This is a genomic window from Jejuia sp. G7-7 (assembly GCF_055808955.1).
This window is the reverse complement of sequence record NZ_JBVVSZ010000002.1, coordinates 934,897-955,366: the sequence shown is the minus strand read 5'-3', so window position 1 is coordinate 955,366 and position 20,470 is coordinate 934,897. Positions and strand designations below refer to the sequence as shown.

Below are 20,470 nucleotides of genomic sequence, written 5' to 3'. Positions count from 1 at the left end.
AACTAAAACCTATTAAAAACTTCAAATACAACTTTATAAACATTTACATATCAGTTGTTTACATTAAAATATAAATTCAAAATTAGGATTTAAATAAAGTTAAAATTTTAATTTTTTTTGATTTTTTAGTGCTTATTAAAAACACATTATTATATTTACGGCTTATAAATTATGAATTTCTAGTTTTTGTCTAGCCTAAATTACAAATTTCATAAATTTATAAAACTCAACTAAAACTAAACAATTATGAAAAAACAAATTACTGAACTAAGAAGATATGGCCTCTTCTGAAGTTTTCTTCACAAATATTAACTTAAAAAGGTAAAATCAGATGAAATTGGGGTAATTATGATTTACTTCTGACTCTGAAGATTAAATAATTTGCGATTTATTTAGCATAAATACATGTGCTTAATGAATTTATGGTATTTAAATGATTAACAATTTTTTCAACTAAAACTAAACAATTATGAAAAAACAAATGAGTATGCTATGGAGAAGCAGCCTATTTCTGGGGTTACTTCTTTTTTTATGGGCTTTAATCAAGCCAATGCTCAACAGACCATTAAGGGTACTGTTGTTGATGAATCTGATATTGGTGTCCCTGGAGCCAATGTGATAGTAAAGGGAACCACGAAAGGATCTGTAACAGATTTTGATGGTAACTTTAGTATCGAAGCATCTCCAACTGATGTGCTTGTAGTTTCTTTTCTTGGATATGTAACTCAATCGGTTACTGTAGGGAATCAAACTTCAATTAAAATTACTTTGGCTGAAGATGCTGCACAACTAGATGAAATAGTTGTAATTGGTTACGGTACAGCCAAAAAGAGTGATGTAACAGGTGCTGTATCTCAAGTAACTGCTAAGTCTTTTGAAAACCAACCATTAGTGCGTGTAGAAAATGCATTACAGGGTAGAGCTGCAGGTGTAACTGTTGCTGGATCTGGTGCGCCAGGTAAAGGTGTTAAGGTTAGGATTAGAGGTGTTAACTCTATTACTGGTAACAATGACCCGTTAGTAGTTATTGACGGTGTTTTTGGTGGAGATTTAAGAACAATTAACCCAAATAATATTGCTTCTATGGAGGTACTTAAAGATGCATCGGCATTGGCTATTTATGGTTCTAGAGGTTCAAATGGTGTTATTTTAGTAACCACTAAAAAAGGTTCTGGTAAACCAAAAGTATCCATCGATCAATTTGTTACGATTTCAAATATTAATAAAAGGATACCTACATTAAGTTCAATTGAATTTGCAAATTTAGAGAATGAAGAGTTTATTGCAAATCCTGTAAACGATCCAGCAGATGCTCCTTATGATTCTACTGCGCTTTCTATTTTAGAAGCAAATCCAATAAGATATCAAGATTTAATGTTTCAAACAGGTATTACTAACAACACACAACTTTCTGTAAGTGGTAGTACAGATGATAAATTAAGATATTTTATATCTGGTAACTTTATTGACCAAGAAGGAACACAAATTACTTCTAACTACAGAAGATATTCTTTTAGATCTAATTTAAGTAAAGAGTTTAACGATAAATTTAGTGTTGCTGCTAACGTTACTGTTAGTAGAGAAACTACACATAATGACCAAGATGTATTTAATAGTGGTGATGGTAGTTCTATATTAAGAGCAATCACTTGGGATCCTACTGCGCCGGTTAGAGATGCTGATGGAAATTATATTTTAAGATCTCCAAGAGAGGTTGCAAATAATAACTTTAACCCTATTAGAAGGTTAGAGCTTAGTGACCATGAAGTTGAAGCTGATCGCTTAAACATTACTTTAAACGGAAAATATAATTTCTCTGACAACCTTAGTTATACATTAATTACTTCAGTTTCTACACGTCACACTAATACTGAATCTTTTAGAGTTGAAGGTGATTTTGATGCAACTGGATTTACTAATATTTCTTTTAATAACAATAAAGCAACGTCTCATCAAATTAGTAATATTTTAAATTGGAAAAAAGAATTTGATAAGCATAATGTAGATGTTACTGGTGTATATGAATTCCAAGGCTCTCGTGGTCTTAATAATGGTTATAGTGTTTCAGATTTAAATGTAGGTGGTCTTTACTTAGCAGATGAAAGTGCTAACGAATCTTTCGCTAACTCTGGAAATGAATCAGCTATCCAATCTTACTTAGGTAGAGCTCAATATAACTATGATGGTATCCTATTTCTTACTGGATCAATGAGAATTGATGAATCTTCAAGATTTGGAAAAGGTAATAGAACAGGGTATTTCCCTTCAGGAGCTTTAGCTTTAAACTTAGGTGCATTTAAATTTATTGAAGATAGTCCTTTATCTTCATTAAAATTAAGAGCTGGTTGGGGTAAAGTAGGTAACCAAAATATTAATGCTAGTGCTAGATTTTCATTGAATAATAACTCTGGACTTTACACTATAGATGGAGAAACAACAAATACTGGTTCTGTTCAGTCACAAGAAGGTAATCCTAATTTAACATGGGAAACAACAACTCAAACCAATGTTGGTTTAGACTTTGGTTTTCTAAATGGTCGTATTTCTGGTTCAATAGATTATTTTAACAAGGATACTGAAGATTTATTACTTCAAACAATTGTACCTGGCACCTCAATTGTAACATTTATAAATGCCGGTGAGGTAAACAATAAAGGTTTAGACTTTTCTTTATCTGCTGACATTATTCAAAATGAAAATTTCAACTGGAATGCTAGTTTTAATTTATCAACACTTAAAAATAAAGTTACTAAACTTAATGATGGTTTAGATTTTATAGTTGGTAATGCGAATGGTATTGGTGGAGGTGGCATCAAGCTTAATGTGATAAAAGTAGGAGAGCCTTTAGGTACTTTTTGGGGCTATGTTGCTCAAGGTACTTGGAAAACAACAGACAACATTCCTGTTGATGGAGATGGTAATGCTTTATTTCAACCTGGTGATGCTAAATTTAAGCTAGATGAAAATAACGAATTAGAGTTTAATACTATTGGTAGTGGTTTACCTACTACTACATTTGGATTTAACAATACATTTACATACAAAAACTGGGATTTAAATGTTTTCTTTAACGGATCGCTAGGGTTTGATGTTTATAACCAAGCTAGAGGTGCAATTACTGGAAATGGAGGAAACAGAAGTAATTTATCTCCAGACGTTGGTGATAGATGGACTCCAACCAATGAAACAGACCTTCCTAGATTTGGTACAGGTAATGTATTAAATAGTTCTAGATGGGTAGAAAAAGGAGATTTTATAAGATTAAGCAACCTTAAATTAGGATATACTTTTGATGAAAATCTTATCAAAGGAATCTCTAGCCTACAGGTATATGCAAGTGGTCAAAATGTATTCTTAATTACTGATTATAGTGGTTATGATCCTGAGGTGTCTTCTCAAGTAAGAGGAGGTGCTAATACAGATGCAGGTGCTGGTATTGATGCAGGTGCTTATCCAAATCCAGTATCTTACACATTTGGTGTTAAAGCAACATTCTAATCAAAGTAAAAAAATATTATTATCTTTAATAAAAAAACATTTAATATGAAAACAATTAGTATTAACAAAGTATTTAAAAGTACACCTTTTATGGGGTTGTTCTTTTTAATTGCTACAATTGGGGTTACTGTACAAAGTTGCGCCAATTTAGATCCAGACCCTACTGAGTTCAATTTACCTCCAGAATCCTTTGGAAGTTTAGAAGAAATGGAAAGTGGTATTGGTGGTGTATATAGCCAAGTGACACTAGCTGCACGTATGACTACTTTTTATGCACCAGCATGGGCAGGAGATGACATGACAACGCATAGAGCGCTTAATAAGGCTGACTTTAGAGAGTTTGACCAAAGAGCAGTATTATCATCTAATAATAGGCTATTAAGAAACTGGAATGCTATTTTTGATGCAGTAAATGCTATCAATGGTGTACTAGAACGTTCTGCAGGTTTAGTTGGTTTAGAAGTTGTAAATCAAGATCTTTTAGAACAATTTATTGGTGAAGCGTATTTTTTAAGAGGTATTTTATTTTACCAATTAGCACGTGTACATGGTAGAATTCCATTACCATTAACAAAATTTCCAGACCCAAATATTTCTAGAGCTTCTTTAGAAGAAGTATATCTTCAAATTGAATCTGATTTTTTAGCAGCAGAAGAAAGACTTCCTGCTATTTATCCTGGTGTTAAAGCAGGTGCTCCAAGACCAAATAATGGTTCTGCAAGAGCTTTTTTAGCACGTTTGTATATGGATTGGGGAGGTTTCCCGATGAAAGATGCTAGTAAATATGCATTAGCGGCTTCTTCAGCAAAACAAGTGATGGACAATGCTGGATCTCATGGTTTTGGATTGGTAGACGATTTAGAAGAATTATGGACTCTAGATGGCCGTTTTAGTGAAGAATCTATGTATACAATTGCATATTGTAAAGGTTGTCCAAACAACTCAAGAGGAAATAGAAAGTTTAGTAGATTAGGTTTACCTGCTGATTTAGGTGGATGGAATGAAACTTTTGCGGAAATTAAAATGTTTGAAGATTTTCCTGAAGGCCCTAGAAAAGAGGCAACTTATAGAACTGATTTAGATTGGACAACGTTTAATGCTCAAAAAAGCCCGGTTTTCAAAAAAATTACTGGACCTCCAGGAGATTTAAATCCAGGAGATTTTATTACTGAAAGAAACGATTTAGTAATGCGTTACGCAGAGATATTACTAATTTATGCAGAGGCTTCAGGACTTTCTGGTAACGTTACTCCAGAAGCTTGGGAAGCACTTAACAAAATTAGACGTAGAGCTGCAGGCTTACCATATAATACTCCAGATGCTGGTGTTGATTTGACTTCTGGTGCTATCGAAGATTTAGCATTTGAAGAAAGTAAGTGGGAGTTTGCAGGAGAATACAAAAGATGGTATGATATGATGAGAAGAGAGAAAGTAAAAGAAGTACTTTCTGTAAGAGATAACGTAAGCGGTGCAATTCCAGAACATAATCCAATAATTGGTAGTTTGGAAACATCAAATTATTTAGCTCCAGTACCAGCAGATGCTGTTGCTAGAAATCCAAATTTAGCGAACTAGTAACATAGTTACTATATTCCATAAATTAAAGGCGAGAAATATTAATTTCTCGCCTTTTTTTATCTTCAAAAATTGCAATTTATTATATTTGTTTAGTTGATTAGGTTAGTCAATATCTGACTTATAAGTAGCTGTACTATCTATTATTCTTCAAAAAAATGAATCCATTTAAAAGTTTTAAATCATATAATTTTTTACTATTAATTTTCTGTGCATTATTATCCCTTTTTTCTTGTAAAGACGACTCAGAAAATAATAACATCGAAATTATTTCTGAAAAAATAGAGTCTAAACTCTTTACTTCACTTTCCGCTCATGCTACAGGGCTTAATTTTGTAAATACCTTAGAAGAAACTATAGAAGCAAATTATTTTCAATACAACTATATGTACATTGGTGCTGGTGTAGCTAGTGGAGATATTAATAATGATGGCTTAATTGATTTATTTTTCACTTCAAATTCAAATGAAAATAAATTATACCTCAACAAGGGCGATTTTAAATTTGAAGATATTACTGAAAAAGCAGGAATTATTCATAAAAAAGGTTTTGATACAGGCGTTACTTTTGTAGATGTTAACAATGATGGTTTCTTGGACATCTATGTTTCTAGGGGAGGTTGGATTGAAAAAGATAATAGGTTTGCAAACTTACTTTACATCAATAATGGTGATTTAACCTTTACTGAAAATGGCGAAGCACTTGGTTTAGCAGATAATAATAGAACCATACAAACTATTTTCTTTGATTATGACAATGATAACGATTTAGATGCCTATGTTTCTAACGCCGCTGACATTGTAAATAGAAATCAATCGGAAGTTCTAGATCTAAAAGCCATTCAAAAAGACCCAGAAACTATAAAACTCAAAGGTAGTGATAGGCTTTATAATAATGATGGTACTGGTCATTTTACAAATGTTTCTAAAAAAGCTGGAATACTTCCAGAAAAAGCATTTGGACTAAATCCTGAAGTAATTGATATAAATAATGATGGTTGGCTTGATCTTTACGTAAATAACGATTTTAATATGCCTGATTTTGTATATGTAAATAATGGCGATGGTACTTTTACTGAAAAAAGAGATAAAGTTGTAAAACATATGTCTTTTAATAGTATGGGTGGTGATGTTGCCGATATTAATAATGATGGCTTATTAGATTTGATGACGCTCGACATGAATCCTAAAGATTATATACGCTCTAAAACCACAATGGGCATGACTTCTATAAGTAAGTTTGAAGAAATGACAACTAGTGGCTACCATTATCAGTATATGCACAATATGTTACAACTTAATAACGGTAACGGTACTTTTAGCGAAATTTCCAAAATGGCAGATGTTGGTGATACCGATTGGAGTTGGACAATGCTTATGGCCGATTTTGATTTAGATGGCTATAATGATATTTATGTCACTAATGGTGTTTTTAGAGATGTTATTGACCGTGATTCTAACAGTAAAATACTGGAGCAATTAAGAGAAAAAGGAAGAAAACCAACTGATGAAGATTTTTTGAAGTATGCACAAATGTTACCTCAACAAAAGTTAGTTAATTATTTTTTAAAGAATAAAGGAAATTTAACTTTTGAAGATGCATCCAATAAATGGGCAAATGAAAAACCAACATTCTCTAATGGTGCTATTTACGCAGATTTAGATAATGATGGCGATTTAGATATTGTTGTAAATAATATTAATGATGAAGCTACAGTTTTAAAAAATAATGCTAAAGATTTAAATAAAGGAAACTTTTTAAGCATATCCTTTTCTGGTCAAGAAAATAATAAGTTTGGTTTAGGGACAAAAGCTATTATTCATTTTGAAAATGGAGAAAAGATAGTAAGACAACTTATAAATACAAGAGGGTTTTTATCTTCTGTTTCAAATAAATTACATTTTGGATTAGGATATTTAAATACACTTAAAAAAGTTGAAATAGTTTGGCAAGATGGCAAAACACAAGAATTAAGTAATGTTTCCGCTAATCAAAGTTTAAAAGTAGACTATAAAGATGCCACTATAAAAAGTGACTCTAAACTAAACCTAGAGCCCAAAACATTCAAAAAAATAGCTTCAAATTACAAACATTCAGACCCTTATTTTAATGATTATAGTCGTCAAGTATTACTACCTCATAAATTATCTCAAACAGGACCCGCTTTAGCAAAAGGAGACATAAACGGAGATGGTAATGAAGATGTTTATATGGGTGGTGGTCATGGACAGTCAGGATATTTACTTTTGGGACAAAATTCTGGAACATTCAAAACTGGAAACAATCAAATTTTTATAGGAGACAAGCAATATGAAGATACTGGAGCAACCTTTTTTGATGCTGATAATGATGGAGATTTAGACCTTTATGTTGTAAGTGGTAGTTATGAATTTGACAGAAATCCAAGGATGCTAAGAGACAGATTGTATTTAAACAATGGAAAAGGTTCGTTTTCTAAATCCAACAATCTACCAGAAATATATTCGGCAGGCTCAGTAGTTATTCCAGCAGATTATGATAATGATGGTGATATCGATTTATTTGTTGGTGGTCGTGTAATTCCAGCCAAATATCCACATGCTCCAGAGAGTTTATTATTGATTAACGAAAAAGGAATTTTTTCAAATGCTACTAAAACACAGTCACCTGAATTACAAAATACAGGTATGATTACTGATGCCACTTGGTTTGACATTGATAAAGATGACGATTTAGATTTGATTGTTACTGGTGAATGGATGGGTATTGAAGTGTTTTTGAACACATCTGGAAAACTAGAGAAAACAGAGACTTATGAATCGCTTAGTACTACAAAAGGGTGGTGGAATAAGTTACTAATTACCGACATTGATAACGACGGCGATGATGATATTGTTGCTGGAAATTTAGGGTTGAATTACAAGTTTCATGCTTCCAAAGAAAAACCATTTCATGTATACACATCAGATTTTGATTATAACGGTTCTCAAGATATTTTCTTAGCAAAGTATTATAATGACAAACAAGTTCCTGTAAGAGGTAAGGGTTGTACTGCCCAACAAATGCCTCATTTAAAATCTAAAATAAAAAGCTATCAAGATTTTGCAAACAGAGATTTAGAAGGTATTGTAGGCCCTGGCATAAAGAATGCGCTACATTATGAAGCAACAGAATTTCGCTCAGGTATATTTATCAACGATGGCAATAAAACCTTTACATTTTCTCCTTTTAAGAATGAAGCACAAATATTCCCTATAAACAGTATTTTGTTTGATGATTTTGACAAAGATGGACAAAACGATTTATTATTAGCAGGTAATAATTACCAGTCTGAGGTTGAAACAACAAGAGCAGATGCAGGAACTGGCTTATTTTTGAAAGGAAATGGAAAAGGAGTATTCAATTATCTATCTTATCTGGAATCAGGATTTTTAGCTGATAAGGATGTTAGAAATATGGCTTTAGTTGAAACGGGTGGAAAAAATATTATCATTGTTGCAAATAACAATGACACGCACGACTTGTTTAAAATAAAGAATTAAACTAATTTAAAATCTCTTTAATCTTTTTAATTACAGTTTCTGGTAAAATACTGCCAGCTGCCTTTTTATAGCTTTCTGGTGATGTTTTACCGTAAACAGATGTTGGTATTAACGGAAACTGAGACCTATCAGCAAGTAAAGCATAATCTCCAGACTGATTAAATGGTGCAAACCCAGCAAATGGATGCGTAATACCCCAAATGGTAATTACTTTTACACCCAACATCGCAGCAATATGAGCGTTTCCAGAATCCATAGATAACATTACATTTAAATTAGAAATAACATCTAATTCTTCATCAAGGGTTAATATCCCAGCAACAGAAGTTACATTTTTAAAATTACTTTGAAATTGATTTAAAGTGGCTATTTCATTTTGACCACCACCAAATAATACTACTTTGCAGGTTTTTGACAATTCTTTAATAACAACTCCCATTAAATCTAAAGGATACATTTTACCTTCGTGTGCTGCAAAAGGTGCAACACCTATAACTGCTTTAGAAGTTGTACCCATAATCTCTTTTAGCTTGTTATTTAAAGAAACTTTCTTAGGAAAAGTAGGGCTTGATAAATCAATAGGGTAACCCAAGGTTCTAAAAACATTGGCATACCGCTGATGTGTAGTTTTTAGTTGTTTGAAAAATTTTCCACTTGTTAACGCTTTTTTTCTGATCGCCCTTTGTCTATGGAAACAAATCTTTTACACTTAATAAATTTTTTTAAAACTTTACTTCTTAAAACGCTGTGTAAATCAGCAATGGCATAAAACTGATTTCCTTTATTAAGCTGTCTCGCTAATTTATATAGTCCTAAAACACCTTTATGTTCGCCTTTTACATCAGCAGAAAACACGTTTACATTTTTTAAACCTCTAAAAAATGGTTTAAAAAACTCTCGTGTTAATACAGTTATTTGTAATTCTGGATACTGTTCGGTGAGCGCTCTTAAAACTGGAACAGTCATGGCAACATCTCCCATGGCTGAGAGACGGATAACTAAAATATGTTTTGGTGGTTTTGGCATCTCAAATTACATTGAGATTCCTGTTTTCACAGGAATTTTACTTCTGAGATCGTAACACAGGATTCAACTCATCATCGTTATACATCTTCATTTGTTTGTATACTTTCATATACTTGTCTCCACTTTCAATATCATTTAATAAAGTATCAATAGCTGTGGATAAATCAACACGTTGTTCTAATAAAATATCTAACTTGGTTTGACAAGTAGCTCTATGAGCATCAGAAGCGTTCGTTCTAGTGGCTTCTTCATTCATATGATAAACCTTTAACGCCAAAATAGATAATCTATCTACTCCCCAAGCAGGACTTTCTGTATTAATAGTTGCATCAGCCTTAACCGAAACACCTTTGTACTTTTCAAGAAAATAACTATCAATATATTCTACCATATCCGTCCTGTCTTGATTTGAAGCATCAATTTTACGCTTTAAAGTTAAAGCAGCAACAGGATCTATTTGTGGATCACGAATAATATCTTCATAATGCCATTGTACAGTATCAATCCAACATTTTCTATATAATAAATGCTCTAACAAATCGCTTTTTGGATACGCATTTTCAAAAGGTTGATCTACAGTATTAATAATGTGGTATTTTTCTATCACGTCTTGGAATATCTTATTCGCTTTGGTAGTAAACATATTGTATTTAATTTAGACCACAAATATACTTATATTAGTTAACTTTACTATTGAAAAATAGTCGTTACAGATGCATATTCATAACCTTTCAAAAGAAAATTCAATCTTAAATACGTTCATTTCTGAAATTAGAGATAGTACTATTCAAAAAGATAGTATGCGTTTTAGAAGAAATATAGAACGTATTGGCGAAATTTTAGGCTATGAAATGAGTAAATCGTTAAACTATCATTCTAAAACTATAACAACACCTCTTGGCCAAAGCGGCATTAATACTTTTAATGATGATATTGTTTTATGTTCAACCCTAAGAGCTGGAGTTCCTTTACATAATGGCTTATTAAATTATTTTGATAAAGCTGAAAATGCATTTATTTCTGCCTACCGACATCATAAAGACAATCCTGAAACTTTTGAAATAGTTGTTGAATATTTAGCGTGCCCCAACTTGGAAGGAAAAACGCTTGTTTTGGCTGATCCCATGTTAGCAACTGGACAATCTATGGTTGCAACTTTTGAGGCTTTGAAACCTTTTGGAACACCCAAAGCAATTCATTTAATAAGTGTTATTGGTGCTCAAGATGGTATTACCTCTGTTTCTAAATCTTTTCCAGAAAACACGCATTTATGGATAGCAGCCATAGATAAAACCCTAAATAACAAAGGTTATATTATACCAGGTTTAGGCGATGCAGGAGATTTAGCTTTTGGTAAAAAACTACAGCAATAACAAAATAAAAGGCACCAAGATAAAAGTCCCTAGAAAAACTTCTTTAAACCATTTTTCTTTTATAATTTCTATATAATTTGTGATAATTATTGCTAATGGTGCAAACATGAATAAAAATTCACTTCCTTTTTTTGAGGAACAATTACAATAACCAAAAATGAAATTAATACAACCAACATTATAATATACAACGCAGGACGCAATGATTTTTTCTTTTCATTAATACTTTTGATGTAAAATATAGACGACCAAGCTCCAAAGGAAAGTAACAACGTTAGCCCAACTAAAAATGAAACAGTATTGTAATCACTAAAGTCAAAACTTACTTGAAAACCATTTAATACATAGCCTATTAAATCATAATCTATAATTACGCAAATACTATAGGCAATTAGTAAAACTGTGAGTAGGCCAGCAAAAGGAATTATCCAGTTTCTAACTTTGTTATCTGTATATAATCTTACTGCTAATGGTATTAAAATGAAAAAGAGAATACTCCATGTATAACAGATTGCTGAAATCGTAATCCAAAATGCAGCATCAAATAATTTCTTTTTTACATTTTTCTGTGATCTTAGACTTATAATTCTTCTTAAACTGAATAGTAAAAAAATGTTTGAAAGCAGAATAGTAAAATTCAAAGTTGTATATGGAATAAGCAATAAAAATAAACCATACAGCAATATTTCAAAATTATTTATCTTGGTTAAGCTATTCTTACTTGATATAAAATTTAGAACCAACAATGAGAAGTAACTCGCAAAAAAAAGACCACCTACATTTAGAGCATTACTGATGTTAATAGCGTTGTTTTCTATTTTAAAATAAGCCACAGTACATGCCAAACCAATAATAAAAAAGACAATTATAAAATTTATCGGTTTAGATTTACTAAAAACGCTTGTTATCATTAACTCTTTTTGTATTTTTGCAACGTAAATATACTAATCATGAAAGACTTCTTTTACGCAATACAAGATTTATTTGTTGACGTGCTTTTTGCACCACTAGACGGTTTAAGAGCCCTAGAGCTAGAAAACTGGTGGCTAGCAAACTTAATTTCTTGGATTTTTATCATCATTGGATTTGTTGCTATGGTTTACTGGATGAAGCAACTTAAAATTTTTAATGATAATAACGAGGAAGACAAAAGCATTTCGTCTCACTCGTTTTTATAAACTTAGTTTATAAATCAAAACCTATATCTTTACGATAATTCATCTTATCAAAATGTAGTTTTTCTATACTTTGGTAAGATTTTTTTATGGCCTCTTGATACGTTTTCCCATATGAAGTAATTGCCATAACACGACCTCCTGAAGTTACTATTTTATCATTTTTTAATTGTGCCCCGGCATGAAAAGGAATAGAATCTGTTATAGTTTCTACACCTGTAATTTCTTTACCTTTTTCATACGCTTCCGGATAGCCTCCTGAAACTAACATTATAGTAGTTGCTGCACGGTTGTCAATTTCAATATCTATTGAGTCAAGAGTGCCACTACCCATTGCTTGAAGTACTTCAACTAAATCATTTTTAAGTCTTGGGAACACAACTTCAGTTTCTGGATCTCCCATTCTCACATTATATTCAATAACTTTAGGGTCGTCTCCAACTTTAATCAATCCTATAAAAATAAAACCAACATAAGGTAAGTTATCCTTTTTTAGACCTTCTACAGTCGGTTTAACAATACGCTCTTCAATCTTATTTAAAAACTCATCTGTTGCGAAAGGTACTGGCGAAACCGCTCCCATACCTCCGGTATTTAAACCTGTATCTCCTTCGCCTATGCGTTTGTAATCTTTAGCTGTTGGTAAAACTTTATAATTTTCGCCATCAGTTAATACAAAACAACTCAATTCTATACCATCCAAAAACTCCTCAATTACCACTTTTGTACTTGCTGCACCAAATTTAGCATCAACTAGCATGCTTTTTAATTCAGCTTTTGCTTCTTCTAAATCATTTAAAATAACAACACCTTTACCAGCTGCTAAACCATCTGCTTTAAGAACATAAGGCGCATTTAAAGTTTCTAAAAAAGCATAGCCATTTTCAACAGTATCTTTAGTAAAACTTTCATAAGCAGCAGTTGGGATATTATGGCGGTATAAAAACTCTTTGGCAAATTCTTTACTTCCTTCAAGTTCTGCAGCTACTTTTTGTGGCCCAATTACAGACACATGCTTAATAGCATCATCGTTTAGAAAAAAGTCGTGAATACCTTTCACAAGAGGGTCTTCTGGCCCCACAACCACCATATCTATTTTTTGATCTAAAACCAGTTCTTTTATGGCATCAAAGTCAGTAACACTAATATCCACATTGGTTGCAACCTCTGCAGTTCCAGAATTTCCTGGCGCTACAAATAATTGATTGTATTTATCACTTTGTGCTATTTTCCAAGCAAATGTGTGTTCTCTTCCACCAGAACCAAGTATTAAAATATTCATAGTTGTTGTTATTTCCGCAAAAATAAAATTAATGACTCGAATACACGAATATTTTTTATTTACTTTACAAATAATCTGAATTAGTTTGAATTTATTTAATCTTTCCTTAAAATTGAAAGGGTTTCCTATTGAGAAAGCCCAACAAGATTTGGCTGCTATTCAAAATAAAAATATTGAAGATTATAGTAAATATTTGAAAAACAAAAAAAGAGATTATTGATTACCACATAAAACATAATCCATTTTATAAAGAATTTACAAAAGGAAAAGACACTTCAAATTGGGATAACATTCCTGTTATTAAAAAAGTGGATTTACAAATACCTTTAGAAGAACGATTATCTGAGGGGTTTACTATAAAAAACTTGCATTTACACAAAACATCGGGTTCTTCTGGCATGCCATTAATATTTGCGAAAGACAAGTATTGCCATGCCATGACTTGGGCTAATTTTATTAACAGATATGGATGGTATGATATTGATTTAGACACATCTAAACAAGCCCGTTTCTATGGAATACCTTTAAAGGGTTTTGCACATTATAAAGAACGGTTAAAGGATGTATTGGGCAATCGATTTCGATTTTCGGTTTTCGATTTAAGTACAAATGAATTTGAAAAAAACATTAAGATATTTAGAAAAAAGAAGTTCGAATATATAAATGGTTATACAAGCGCTATAGTTCAATTTGCTAAATATTTAGAGGAAAAAGCTATTGTACTCAAAACAATTTGTCCGAGTTTAAAATTGTGTATTGTAACTGCTGAAATGCTTTTTGAAGATGACAAAAAACTTCTGGAAAAGCAATTAGGAATCCCTATTATAAACGAATATGGCTCTGCAGAACTTGGTCTTTTTGCTTTTAATAATTCTAACGGAAAATGGCAAGTAAACAATGAAGATTTATTTATTGAAATTCTTGGTGAAAATGATAAACCTGTCCAAAACGGGAAAGAAGGGCGTATTGTAATTACTTCGCTATATAATTTAGCACACCCATTTATTCGTTACGATATTGGCGATATTGGGTCTTTAGATGAAACCAGTACCATACAAGCACCTATTTTAAAAAACTTAATAGGAAGAACAAGTGATATTGCAATTTTACCAAGCGGAAAAAAAGCTGCAGGCTTAACATTTTACTATGTGACAAAAACAGTTATAGAAGATGATGCTAATGTTAAAGAATTTATTATTGAACAATTAAAGCTAGATACTTTTAGAATTAGTTACACCAGCGAAAATGAATTATCAAAAGAAAAAATAGAGGCCATTAAAAAAGCTGTTGAAACTTATTTAGAATCTGGATTAAAACTACATTTTGAGAGAAAGCAGAAGCTTATCAGAACTAAAAGCGGAAAGTTGAAACAATTTACATCTCTTGTGAAGTAACCGTTTGTTTAGATTTAACGAAAAAGTATTCAAACAAAAAAACACCTAAATAATAAATTGATTTTAAAGTTGAAAAACCTAAACCTTCACGAAACACTAAATAATTATACTTTAAAAGATTGAATTTGTTTGATGAAATAGAATTTTTTCTAACTCTATAAATTGCTAAAGCGTCTTCTATTCCTATAGCAGAAGTATTACTTTTTTTACTGCATTGAGCCATAACAACCAATCTTGGCGCTTGCGTAAATTTGGAGCATATATTTTACCTAAAGCTTTAGCATTATACATTCCAGTTAAATTTCCTATGTAATTGCATTTCAGAAACTTTTTGTAGGTAAGTTTTGGTAATGCTTTTACTCTTTTATTTAGCAGTTTTCCTTCTTCATTCATTAAATCATAACTACTAAAGCTTACATTACAATTATGCTGCAACATAAACCCTATTTGTTTTTCTAATTTATTTGGCTTCCATAAATCGTCAGCATCTAAAAAAGCTATATAATCTCCTGATGCAGCTTTAATACCTCTATTTCTGGTAATTGCTGCGCCTTCATTAATTTTATTTTGAAGTAGCCTGATTTTAGAGTTTTCTTTTGAAAAATTATTAACTATTTGAATTGTTTTATCGGTAGAGGCATCATCTATAATTATTAATTCCCAATTAGCATGGCTTTGATTTAAAACACTTTGAATAGCTTGCGCTATAAAACTTTCAGAATTATACGTAGCAGTTATTATCGAAACTTTATGCGCGTTAATTTGCATTAATAAGCGTTGTTTTCTCCTTTAATAATATTTATTATCGTTTGAAAAATAATTCTTATATCTAAAAGTAAAGACCAATTTTCGATATAGAAATTATCATATTTTATTCTATTAATAATATCACTATCCGATTTAATTTCCCCTCTAAAACCACTTATTTGGGCTAATCCCGTAATACCAGGTTGCACATTGTGCCTAAACATAAAGTTATACTTGTCTATTACTTTTGAGTATTCATCTGTGTAAGATAACATATGAGGTCTTGGACCAACAACACTCATCTCACCAACTAAAACATTAAAAAATTGAGGCAACTCATCTAAACTTGTTTGACGCAAAAACTTTCCTATTTTAGTAACACGATTGTCATTCTCTTGAACATAAGTTCCTTTTACTTCATGGGTTGTTCTTAAGGATCTGTATTTATAACAATAAAATTCTTTATAATTTATCCCATTTCTTTTATGTTTATAGAATAGTGGTCCTTTGGATTCTAGTTTTATTAAAATATACATAATAATAGAGAACCAAGACATTATAAATACAATAACAAATAGTGAAAAAAGGACATCAAAACTTCGTTTGATAAACTTGTTTAATTCATTATTTAAAGATACTTCTTGAAGAGAAAGTACTGGTAAATAACTGTAATAATCCGTTTTTAGTCTTGTGGTTAATATTTTATCTGAATTAGGTATAAATTTAATATTGCTTTTATTTTTCTCAGAATATTGTATAAATTTAGTAACCTCACTTTCGTTTAATTCGTCGATGGCACAATAAATTTCATCAATATCTGAGTGCTCTTCTAAAAACTTGTAGCAATCTTTAACTGTTCCAGAAAATTTATAATCTTCTTCAGCATCACTAAAAATACCTTTTAGATTATAGCCTAACTCTTTTTTTGGTGAATACTTCACTTAGTTCTTTAGCCCCATCAGTACTTCCAATAATTAAAACATTTCGTAAATTACCTTTTAAATAGGTTCTAAAAAACTTTAAAGCATAATAGCTTAAAAACTTCATTAACGCAATAGCCAAGAAAGAATTTGTGAGGTATCTAAATGTTACAAAAGCATCTAAATCTATACTTCTAAAAACACCTATAAAAGCAAATGTTATAACTGAATAAGCAATAAATTGCTTTATTAACAACGAAATTATATTAAAGGGAGACGTGTACCTATAAACGCGATAAAACTTAACTAAATAAGACGATAAAAACCAAAATACTACTGAGTAGATTCCGTAGAGTAGATATTTGTTATTAAGCCATTCGTATGAGAAAAAATAAAGTTCCTCATTATTAAAACTTAACATATAAAAGGAAAATATATTTATGATAAACATATCATAAATCATCAACATAGGTTTTATTACCCAAGAATATCTTCCTCTGGCATATTGCATTAATTAAACCTTATTAAAATCAGAGAAATTTTTATGCTCACTTTTATAAAGTTCCTCTTGAGTTAAATTTTTAAAATAATTAAAAGTAATTGACAACCCTTCTTGTCTATGCACTTTTGGTTCCCAATCTAGTATTTTTTTAGCTAATGTTATATCTGGTTGCCTTTGTAAAGGATCATTGACTGGTAAGTCTTTATAAACCACCTTGTTTTTGGCACCTGTAAGATTTATAATTTCTTCTGCAAAATCTTTAATTGTGATTTCGTGAGGGTTACCAATATTTACTGGATAAACATAATCACTTAATAGCAACCTAAAAATACCTTCTACTTGATCGTCTACATAACAAAAAGAACGTGTTTGTAAGCCGTCTCCAAATATAGTTAAATCCTCCCCTCTTAACGCTTGTCCCATAAATGCTGGAATAACTCTACCATCATTTAATCTCATTCTTGGACCGTAGGTATTAAATATTCTAACAATACGTGTTTCTAATCCATGAAACCTATGGTAAGCCATTGTCATAGATTCTTGAAAACGTTTTGCCTCATCGTATACTCCTCTGGGGCCTATGGTATTTACATTACCATAATAATCTTCAGTTTGTGGGTGCACCAAAGGGTCTCCATAAACTTCAGAAGTTGAAGCAATTAATATACGTGCCTTTTTGGCTAATGCTAAACCTAATAAATTATGTGTACCTAAAGAACCTACTTTTAAGGTTTGAATAGGTATTTTCAAATAATCTATAGGGCTTGCAGGTGATGCAAAATGTAATATATAATCTAGTGTGCCATCTATACTTACAAACTTTGTAACATCATGCTCAATAAACTTAAAATTTGAATTGGATTGTAAAGGTTGAATATTTTTTTTGTTACCAGTTATGAAATTATCCATTCCAATAACAAAGTATCCTTCGTTTAAAAACCTTTCACATAAATGTGAGCCTAAAAAACCTGCAGCTCCAGTAATTAAAATTTTTTTCAAAGTAGTATTGTTATTTTAAACCAACCAAATTATTTATCTTTTTCATTAGTATTTCTAATAATACTTTTTCCCTTGCTTTTAACATTATCAATTTTACGTTGAAATTTAATCTTACGTTTAACATTAGAAAAGCTATAATTATACCTGTAAAAAAATAACCTAGTATTATTACTGTGATTACCAAAACAGCAACTAACCAAAAATTGTATGAGGTACTCCCCAATATTATAAATAAATAAACAAAAATCAAGTTAAAAGCGCCTATTATAAGGCTTGCCTTTTTATGAGATATTTTAAAGTAATCTATTAGAATGTGGTGCGTATGATTTCTGTCTGCCGAGAAAGGGCTTCTTCTGTTGGCCAATCTAATTGTAAAAACCCTTGCCGTATCAAACAATGGTACGATTAAAATACCTATTGCGATTAAGGGTATGTTTTCTATTAAAAACGGTAAGGTTTCAAGCTTAGGAGATGGTAATGCTAAAAACTTAAGCGTTAGAATACTAATAACAAAGCCTACTATTAAAGAGCCTGTATCGCCCATAAAAATTTTTTCCTTGGTGGAGGATAAGTTATACTTTAAAAAAGCTATTAAACAACCATTAAGTGTTAAACTTAACAGAAGGTAAAAATAGTCTTTGGTCATATAAAATATTGTAGAATATATGATTAGGATTACTATACCCACAATAGCTGCAAGCCCGTCTATGCCATCAATTAAATTGTACGCATTAATAATAGTTATCATTATAAAGCCACCTATTAAGTAAGAAGCAAAAACTGGGATATCAAAAACACCAAAAAATCCATGTAATGAATGGATATTAAAAGCATCATTACTTAAAATAAATGAAACAGATAAAAATTGGGCAACTAATTTTGAATATGGTGAAAGCACTACTAAATCGTCCTTTAAACCAATAATAAATAGTACTGTTAGCCCTGGAATAAGAAAAATAGCCTCATCATTCTCACTCCAATTTCTTAGAAAGAATAAGGCAAATATTAATGTATAAAAAAAGCTACACCACCCAAAGTTGGTGTTTTCTTTAAGTGCGAACTCCGAGTGTTCGGATTATCCATAAGGTTTTTATACTCAACTAACCTTATTATTTTCGGTATCGTAAGAAACGTAATAAGATACGATCCGACAAAAAAAGGATTGGATAAAATAAAGGCACAAACAATAAATTTTATGACCAAAAATAACAAATTATAAGGATGCAGTAGTGATTTTTAATAAATATATTAAAACTTAGATACTTAGCCTCTTAACATTAGCTACCTAATATCGTCTAAAATTTGCTTTGTAGTATTTTGTGCAGAAAAACGTGTTCTCAATAAATCATTGGCACTTTTACCAATTTTATTTCTTAAAACGTCGTTATTTAATAGTGATATTGCATTATTTGTTAAAGCTTCATCATCACCATTAACACTAATAAATCCAGCATTTCCAGTTTCAACTATAGATTGAAGATCATTATTAGGGTTTACACTCCCAAGTATTGGCATTTTATTAGCCATATATCCTAAAAGTTTGCCTGGAAAATTATGGCTGGAATGTAGCTTATGCAGACTAAATAATCCAATATCAAACTCAGATAGCATTTTGTTATACTCTTCTTGATTTACAGGTCCAAGGTAACTAACATTTTTAAGCTTATAGTCTAACACAGCCTTTTTTACTAAATCTACCTCATCTCCTATTCCAACAAAAACAAAATGTGCCTTTTCGTAGGGTAGCATATTTTTTGCTAACCTTACCAAATTCATCATATCTTGAGCTTTACCCATGTTTCCTCCATAGAAAAAAACTACTTTATCTTCTATTTTTAACTGAGGCTTGTACTTTGGTTTCGCTTTAACCAAAAAAGGTTTTTCTTTAAAATCGTTGGTCCAGTTGTAAAGCACTTTTAATTTTTTTGACACCTTAATATTGGTAGAAAGTAATTTTAAATTGTTTGGAGATTGAACCGCTATATAGTTTGCTGACTTATAGTTTAAGCGCTCAAAAAATCTAAAATATTTTGTAATTAAAGATTGTTCTTTAAGAATTTTTTGATCAATAGCCCGCTGTGGAAAAAAGTCTCTTAATATCAAATAAGAAGGGCATTCCCATCTTTTTTTGAGCTTAGAAACAAATGGTCCAAAAAATATTGTTGGAGAATAAAAAATTATTAAATCATGCTTGTTATTTTTTAATTTGGAATAAAAACCCAAATACATTCTAACAGATAAAAGACTTTCGTTTAAGGCTCTTTTTAATTTTGACGTGTTTTTAATCTTACCCGAATAAAATCTATAAACAGTAAGGTTTTTTATTGCATCTAGCTCAGGATATTGTTTTTTTGGAATACCGGGTGTTAAAACTGTTACTTGATTACCTTCTTCAATAAATTGTAATGCCAACTCATGCATCATTTTAGCTGCAATCTTTGTAGAATCTGGCACGTAA

The 20,470-nt window shown here is 31.1% G+C and carries 17 protein-coding genes; 6 read left to right on the top strand and 11 right to left on the bottom strand.

Going from position 1 to position 20,470, the window contains the following annotated elements; translation table 11 throughout:
- The first annotated feature begins 492 nt into the window (after positions 1-492).
- The 3 genes from AC0L5U_RS14490 to AC0L5U_RS14480 all read left to right on the top strand — a co-directional run bounded on the left by AC0L5U_RS14490 (position 493) and on the right by AC0L5U_RS14480 (position 8,594).
- The gene (locus tag AC0L5U_RS14490; protein WP_473417148.1) at positions 493-3,498 is read left to right on the top strand and encodes a SusC/RagA family TonB-linked outer membrane protein; all 3,006 of its coding nucleotides are present in this window, start codon (positions 493-495) and stop codon (positions 3,496-3,498) included.
- Positions 3,499-3,543: 45 nt separating this feature from the next.
- The gene (locus AC0L5U_RS14485) at positions 3,544-5,073 is read left to right on the top strand and encodes a RagB/SusD family nutrient uptake outer membrane protein (protein WP_473417146.1); all 1,530 of its coding nucleotides are present in this window, start codon (positions 3,544-3,546) and stop codon (positions 5,071-5,073) included.
- A 158-nt stretch (positions 5,074-5,231) separates the two neighbouring features.
- The gene (locus AC0L5U_RS14480; RefSeq protein ID WP_473417144.1) at positions 5,232-8,594 is read left to right on the top strand and encodes a VCBS repeat-containing protein; all 3,363 of its coding nucleotides are present in this window, start codon (positions 5,232-5,234) and stop codon (positions 8,592-8,594) included.
- Between the two features lies 1 nt (position 8,595).
- Here the strand turns inward: AC0L5U_RS14480 and AC0L5U_RS14475 are convergent, their stop codons facing one another.
- From AC0L5U_RS14475 to AC0L5U_RS14465, 3 genes are all read right to left on the bottom strand, one after another.
- Positions 8,596-9,186: a glycosyltransferase family 9 protein gene (locus AC0L5U_RS14475; protein ID WP_473417141.1), complete on the bottom strand. Its 591-nt coding sequence runs from the start codon at positions 9,184-9,186 to the stop codon at positions 8,596-8,598.
- 65 nt (positions 9,187-9,251) lie between these two features.
- Positions 9,252-9,620 carry a glycosyltransferase family 9 protein gene (locus AC0L5U_RS14470; RefSeq protein WP_473417140.1) on the bottom strand — a complete coding sequence of 123 codons (369 nt, stop codon included), beginning with the start codon at positions 9,618-9,620 and terminating at the stop codon, positions 9,252-9,254.
- A 37-nt stretch (positions 9,621-9,657) separates the two neighbouring features.
- Positions 9,658-10,263, bottom strand: coding sequence for a DUF4254 domain-containing protein (locus tag AC0L5U_RS14465; protein ID WP_473417139.1), 606 nt, complete (start codon positions 10,261-10,263; stop codon positions 9,658-9,660).
- A 70-nt stretch (positions 10,264-10,333) separates the two neighbouring features.
- Between AC0L5U_RS14465 and upp the strand changes: the two genes are divergently transcribed.
- Complete coding sequence (gene upp / locus AC0L5U_RS14460; protein WP_473417138.1) at positions 10,334-10,993, top strand: uracil phosphoribosyltransferase; 660 nt, start codon at positions 10,334-10,336, stop codon at positions 10,991-10,993.
- 92 nt (positions 10,994-11,085) lie between these two features.
- Here the strand turns inward: upp and AC0L5U_RS14455 are convergent, their stop codons facing one another.
- Complete coding sequence (locus AC0L5U_RS14455) at positions 11,086-11,904, bottom strand: DUF6427 family protein (RefSeq protein ID WP_473417137.1); 819 nt, start codon at positions 11,902-11,904, stop codon at positions 11,086-11,088.
- A gap of 39 nt (positions 11,905-11,943) precedes the next feature.
- Here AC0L5U_RS14455 and AC0L5U_RS14450 point away from each other — a divergent pair, with 39 nt between their 5' ends.
- Entirely contained in the window at positions 11,944-12,171 is a 228-nt protein-coding gene (locus tag AC0L5U_RS14450; RefSeq protein ID WP_473417136.1) for a DUF6341 family protein, read from the top strand.
- Between the two features lie 7 nt (positions 12,172-12,178).
- Here AC0L5U_RS14450 and purD read toward each other — a convergent pair whose 3' ends face one another.
- The gene (purD, locus tag AC0L5U_RS14445; protein WP_473417135.1) at positions 12,179-13,450 is read right to left on the bottom strand and encodes a phosphoribosylamine--glycine ligase; all 1,272 of its coding nucleotides are present in this window, start codon (positions 13,448-13,450) and stop codon (positions 12,179-12,181) included.
- 308 nt (positions 13,451-13,758) lie between these two features.
- On the opposite strand from purD, the gene AC0L5U_RS14440 reads away from it, so the two are divergent.
- Entirely contained in the window at positions 13,759-14,844 is a 1,086-nt protein-coding gene (locus AC0L5U_RS14440; protein WP_473417134.1) for a phenylacetate--CoA ligase family protein, read from the top strand.
- 183 nt (positions 14,845-15,027) lie between these two features.
- On the opposite strand, the gene AC0L5U_RS14435 is transcribed toward AC0L5U_RS14440, so the two are convergent.
- The 6 genes from AC0L5U_RS14435 to AC0L5U_RS14410 form a co-directional block, all read right to left on the bottom strand.
- A complete protein-coding gene (locus AC0L5U_RS14435) occupies positions 15,028-15,612 on the bottom strand; it encodes a glycosyltransferase family 2 protein (protein WP_473417133.1) in 585 nt (194 codons plus the stop codon).
- Complete coding sequence (locus AC0L5U_RS14430) at positions 15,612-16,532, bottom strand: exopolysaccharide biosynthesis polyprenyl glycosylphosphotransferase (RefSeq protein ID WP_473417131.1); 921 nt, start codon at positions 16,530-16,532, stop codon at positions 15,612-15,614. The genes AC0L5U_RS14435 and AC0L5U_RS14430 overlap by 1 nt, the downstream gene beginning before the upstream one ends.
- Positions 16,498-16,767, bottom strand: coding sequence for a hypothetical protein (locus AC0L5U_RS14425; RefSeq protein WP_473417130.1), 270 nt, complete (start codon positions 16,765-16,767; stop codon positions 16,498-16,500). Before AC0L5U_RS14425 ends, AC0L5U_RS14430 begins: the two co-directional genes overlap by 35 nt.
- A 258-nt stretch (positions 16,768-17,025) precedes the next feature.
- Positions 17,026-18,012 (bottom strand): UDP-glucuronic acid decarboxylase family protein, encoded by a 987-nt coding sequence (locus tag AC0L5U_RS14420; RefSeq protein ID WP_473417129.1) that lies wholly within the window; start codon positions 18,010-18,012, stop codon positions 17,026-17,028.
- Positions 18,013-18,022: 10 nt separating this feature from the next.
- Positions 18,023-18,910, bottom strand: a complete 888-nt coding sequence (locus AC0L5U_RS14415) for an MraY family glycosyltransferase (RefSeq protein WP_473417127.1) — start codon at positions 18,908-18,910, stop codon at positions 18,023-18,025.
- Positions 18,911-19,293: 383 nt separating this feature from the next.
- Positions 19,294-20,466, bottom strand: coding sequence for a glycosyltransferase family 4 protein (locus AC0L5U_RS14410; RefSeq protein WP_473417125.1), 1,173 nt, complete (start codon positions 20,464-20,466; stop codon positions 19,294-19,296).
- Between the last annotated feature and the right edge of the window lie 4 nt (positions 20,467-20,470).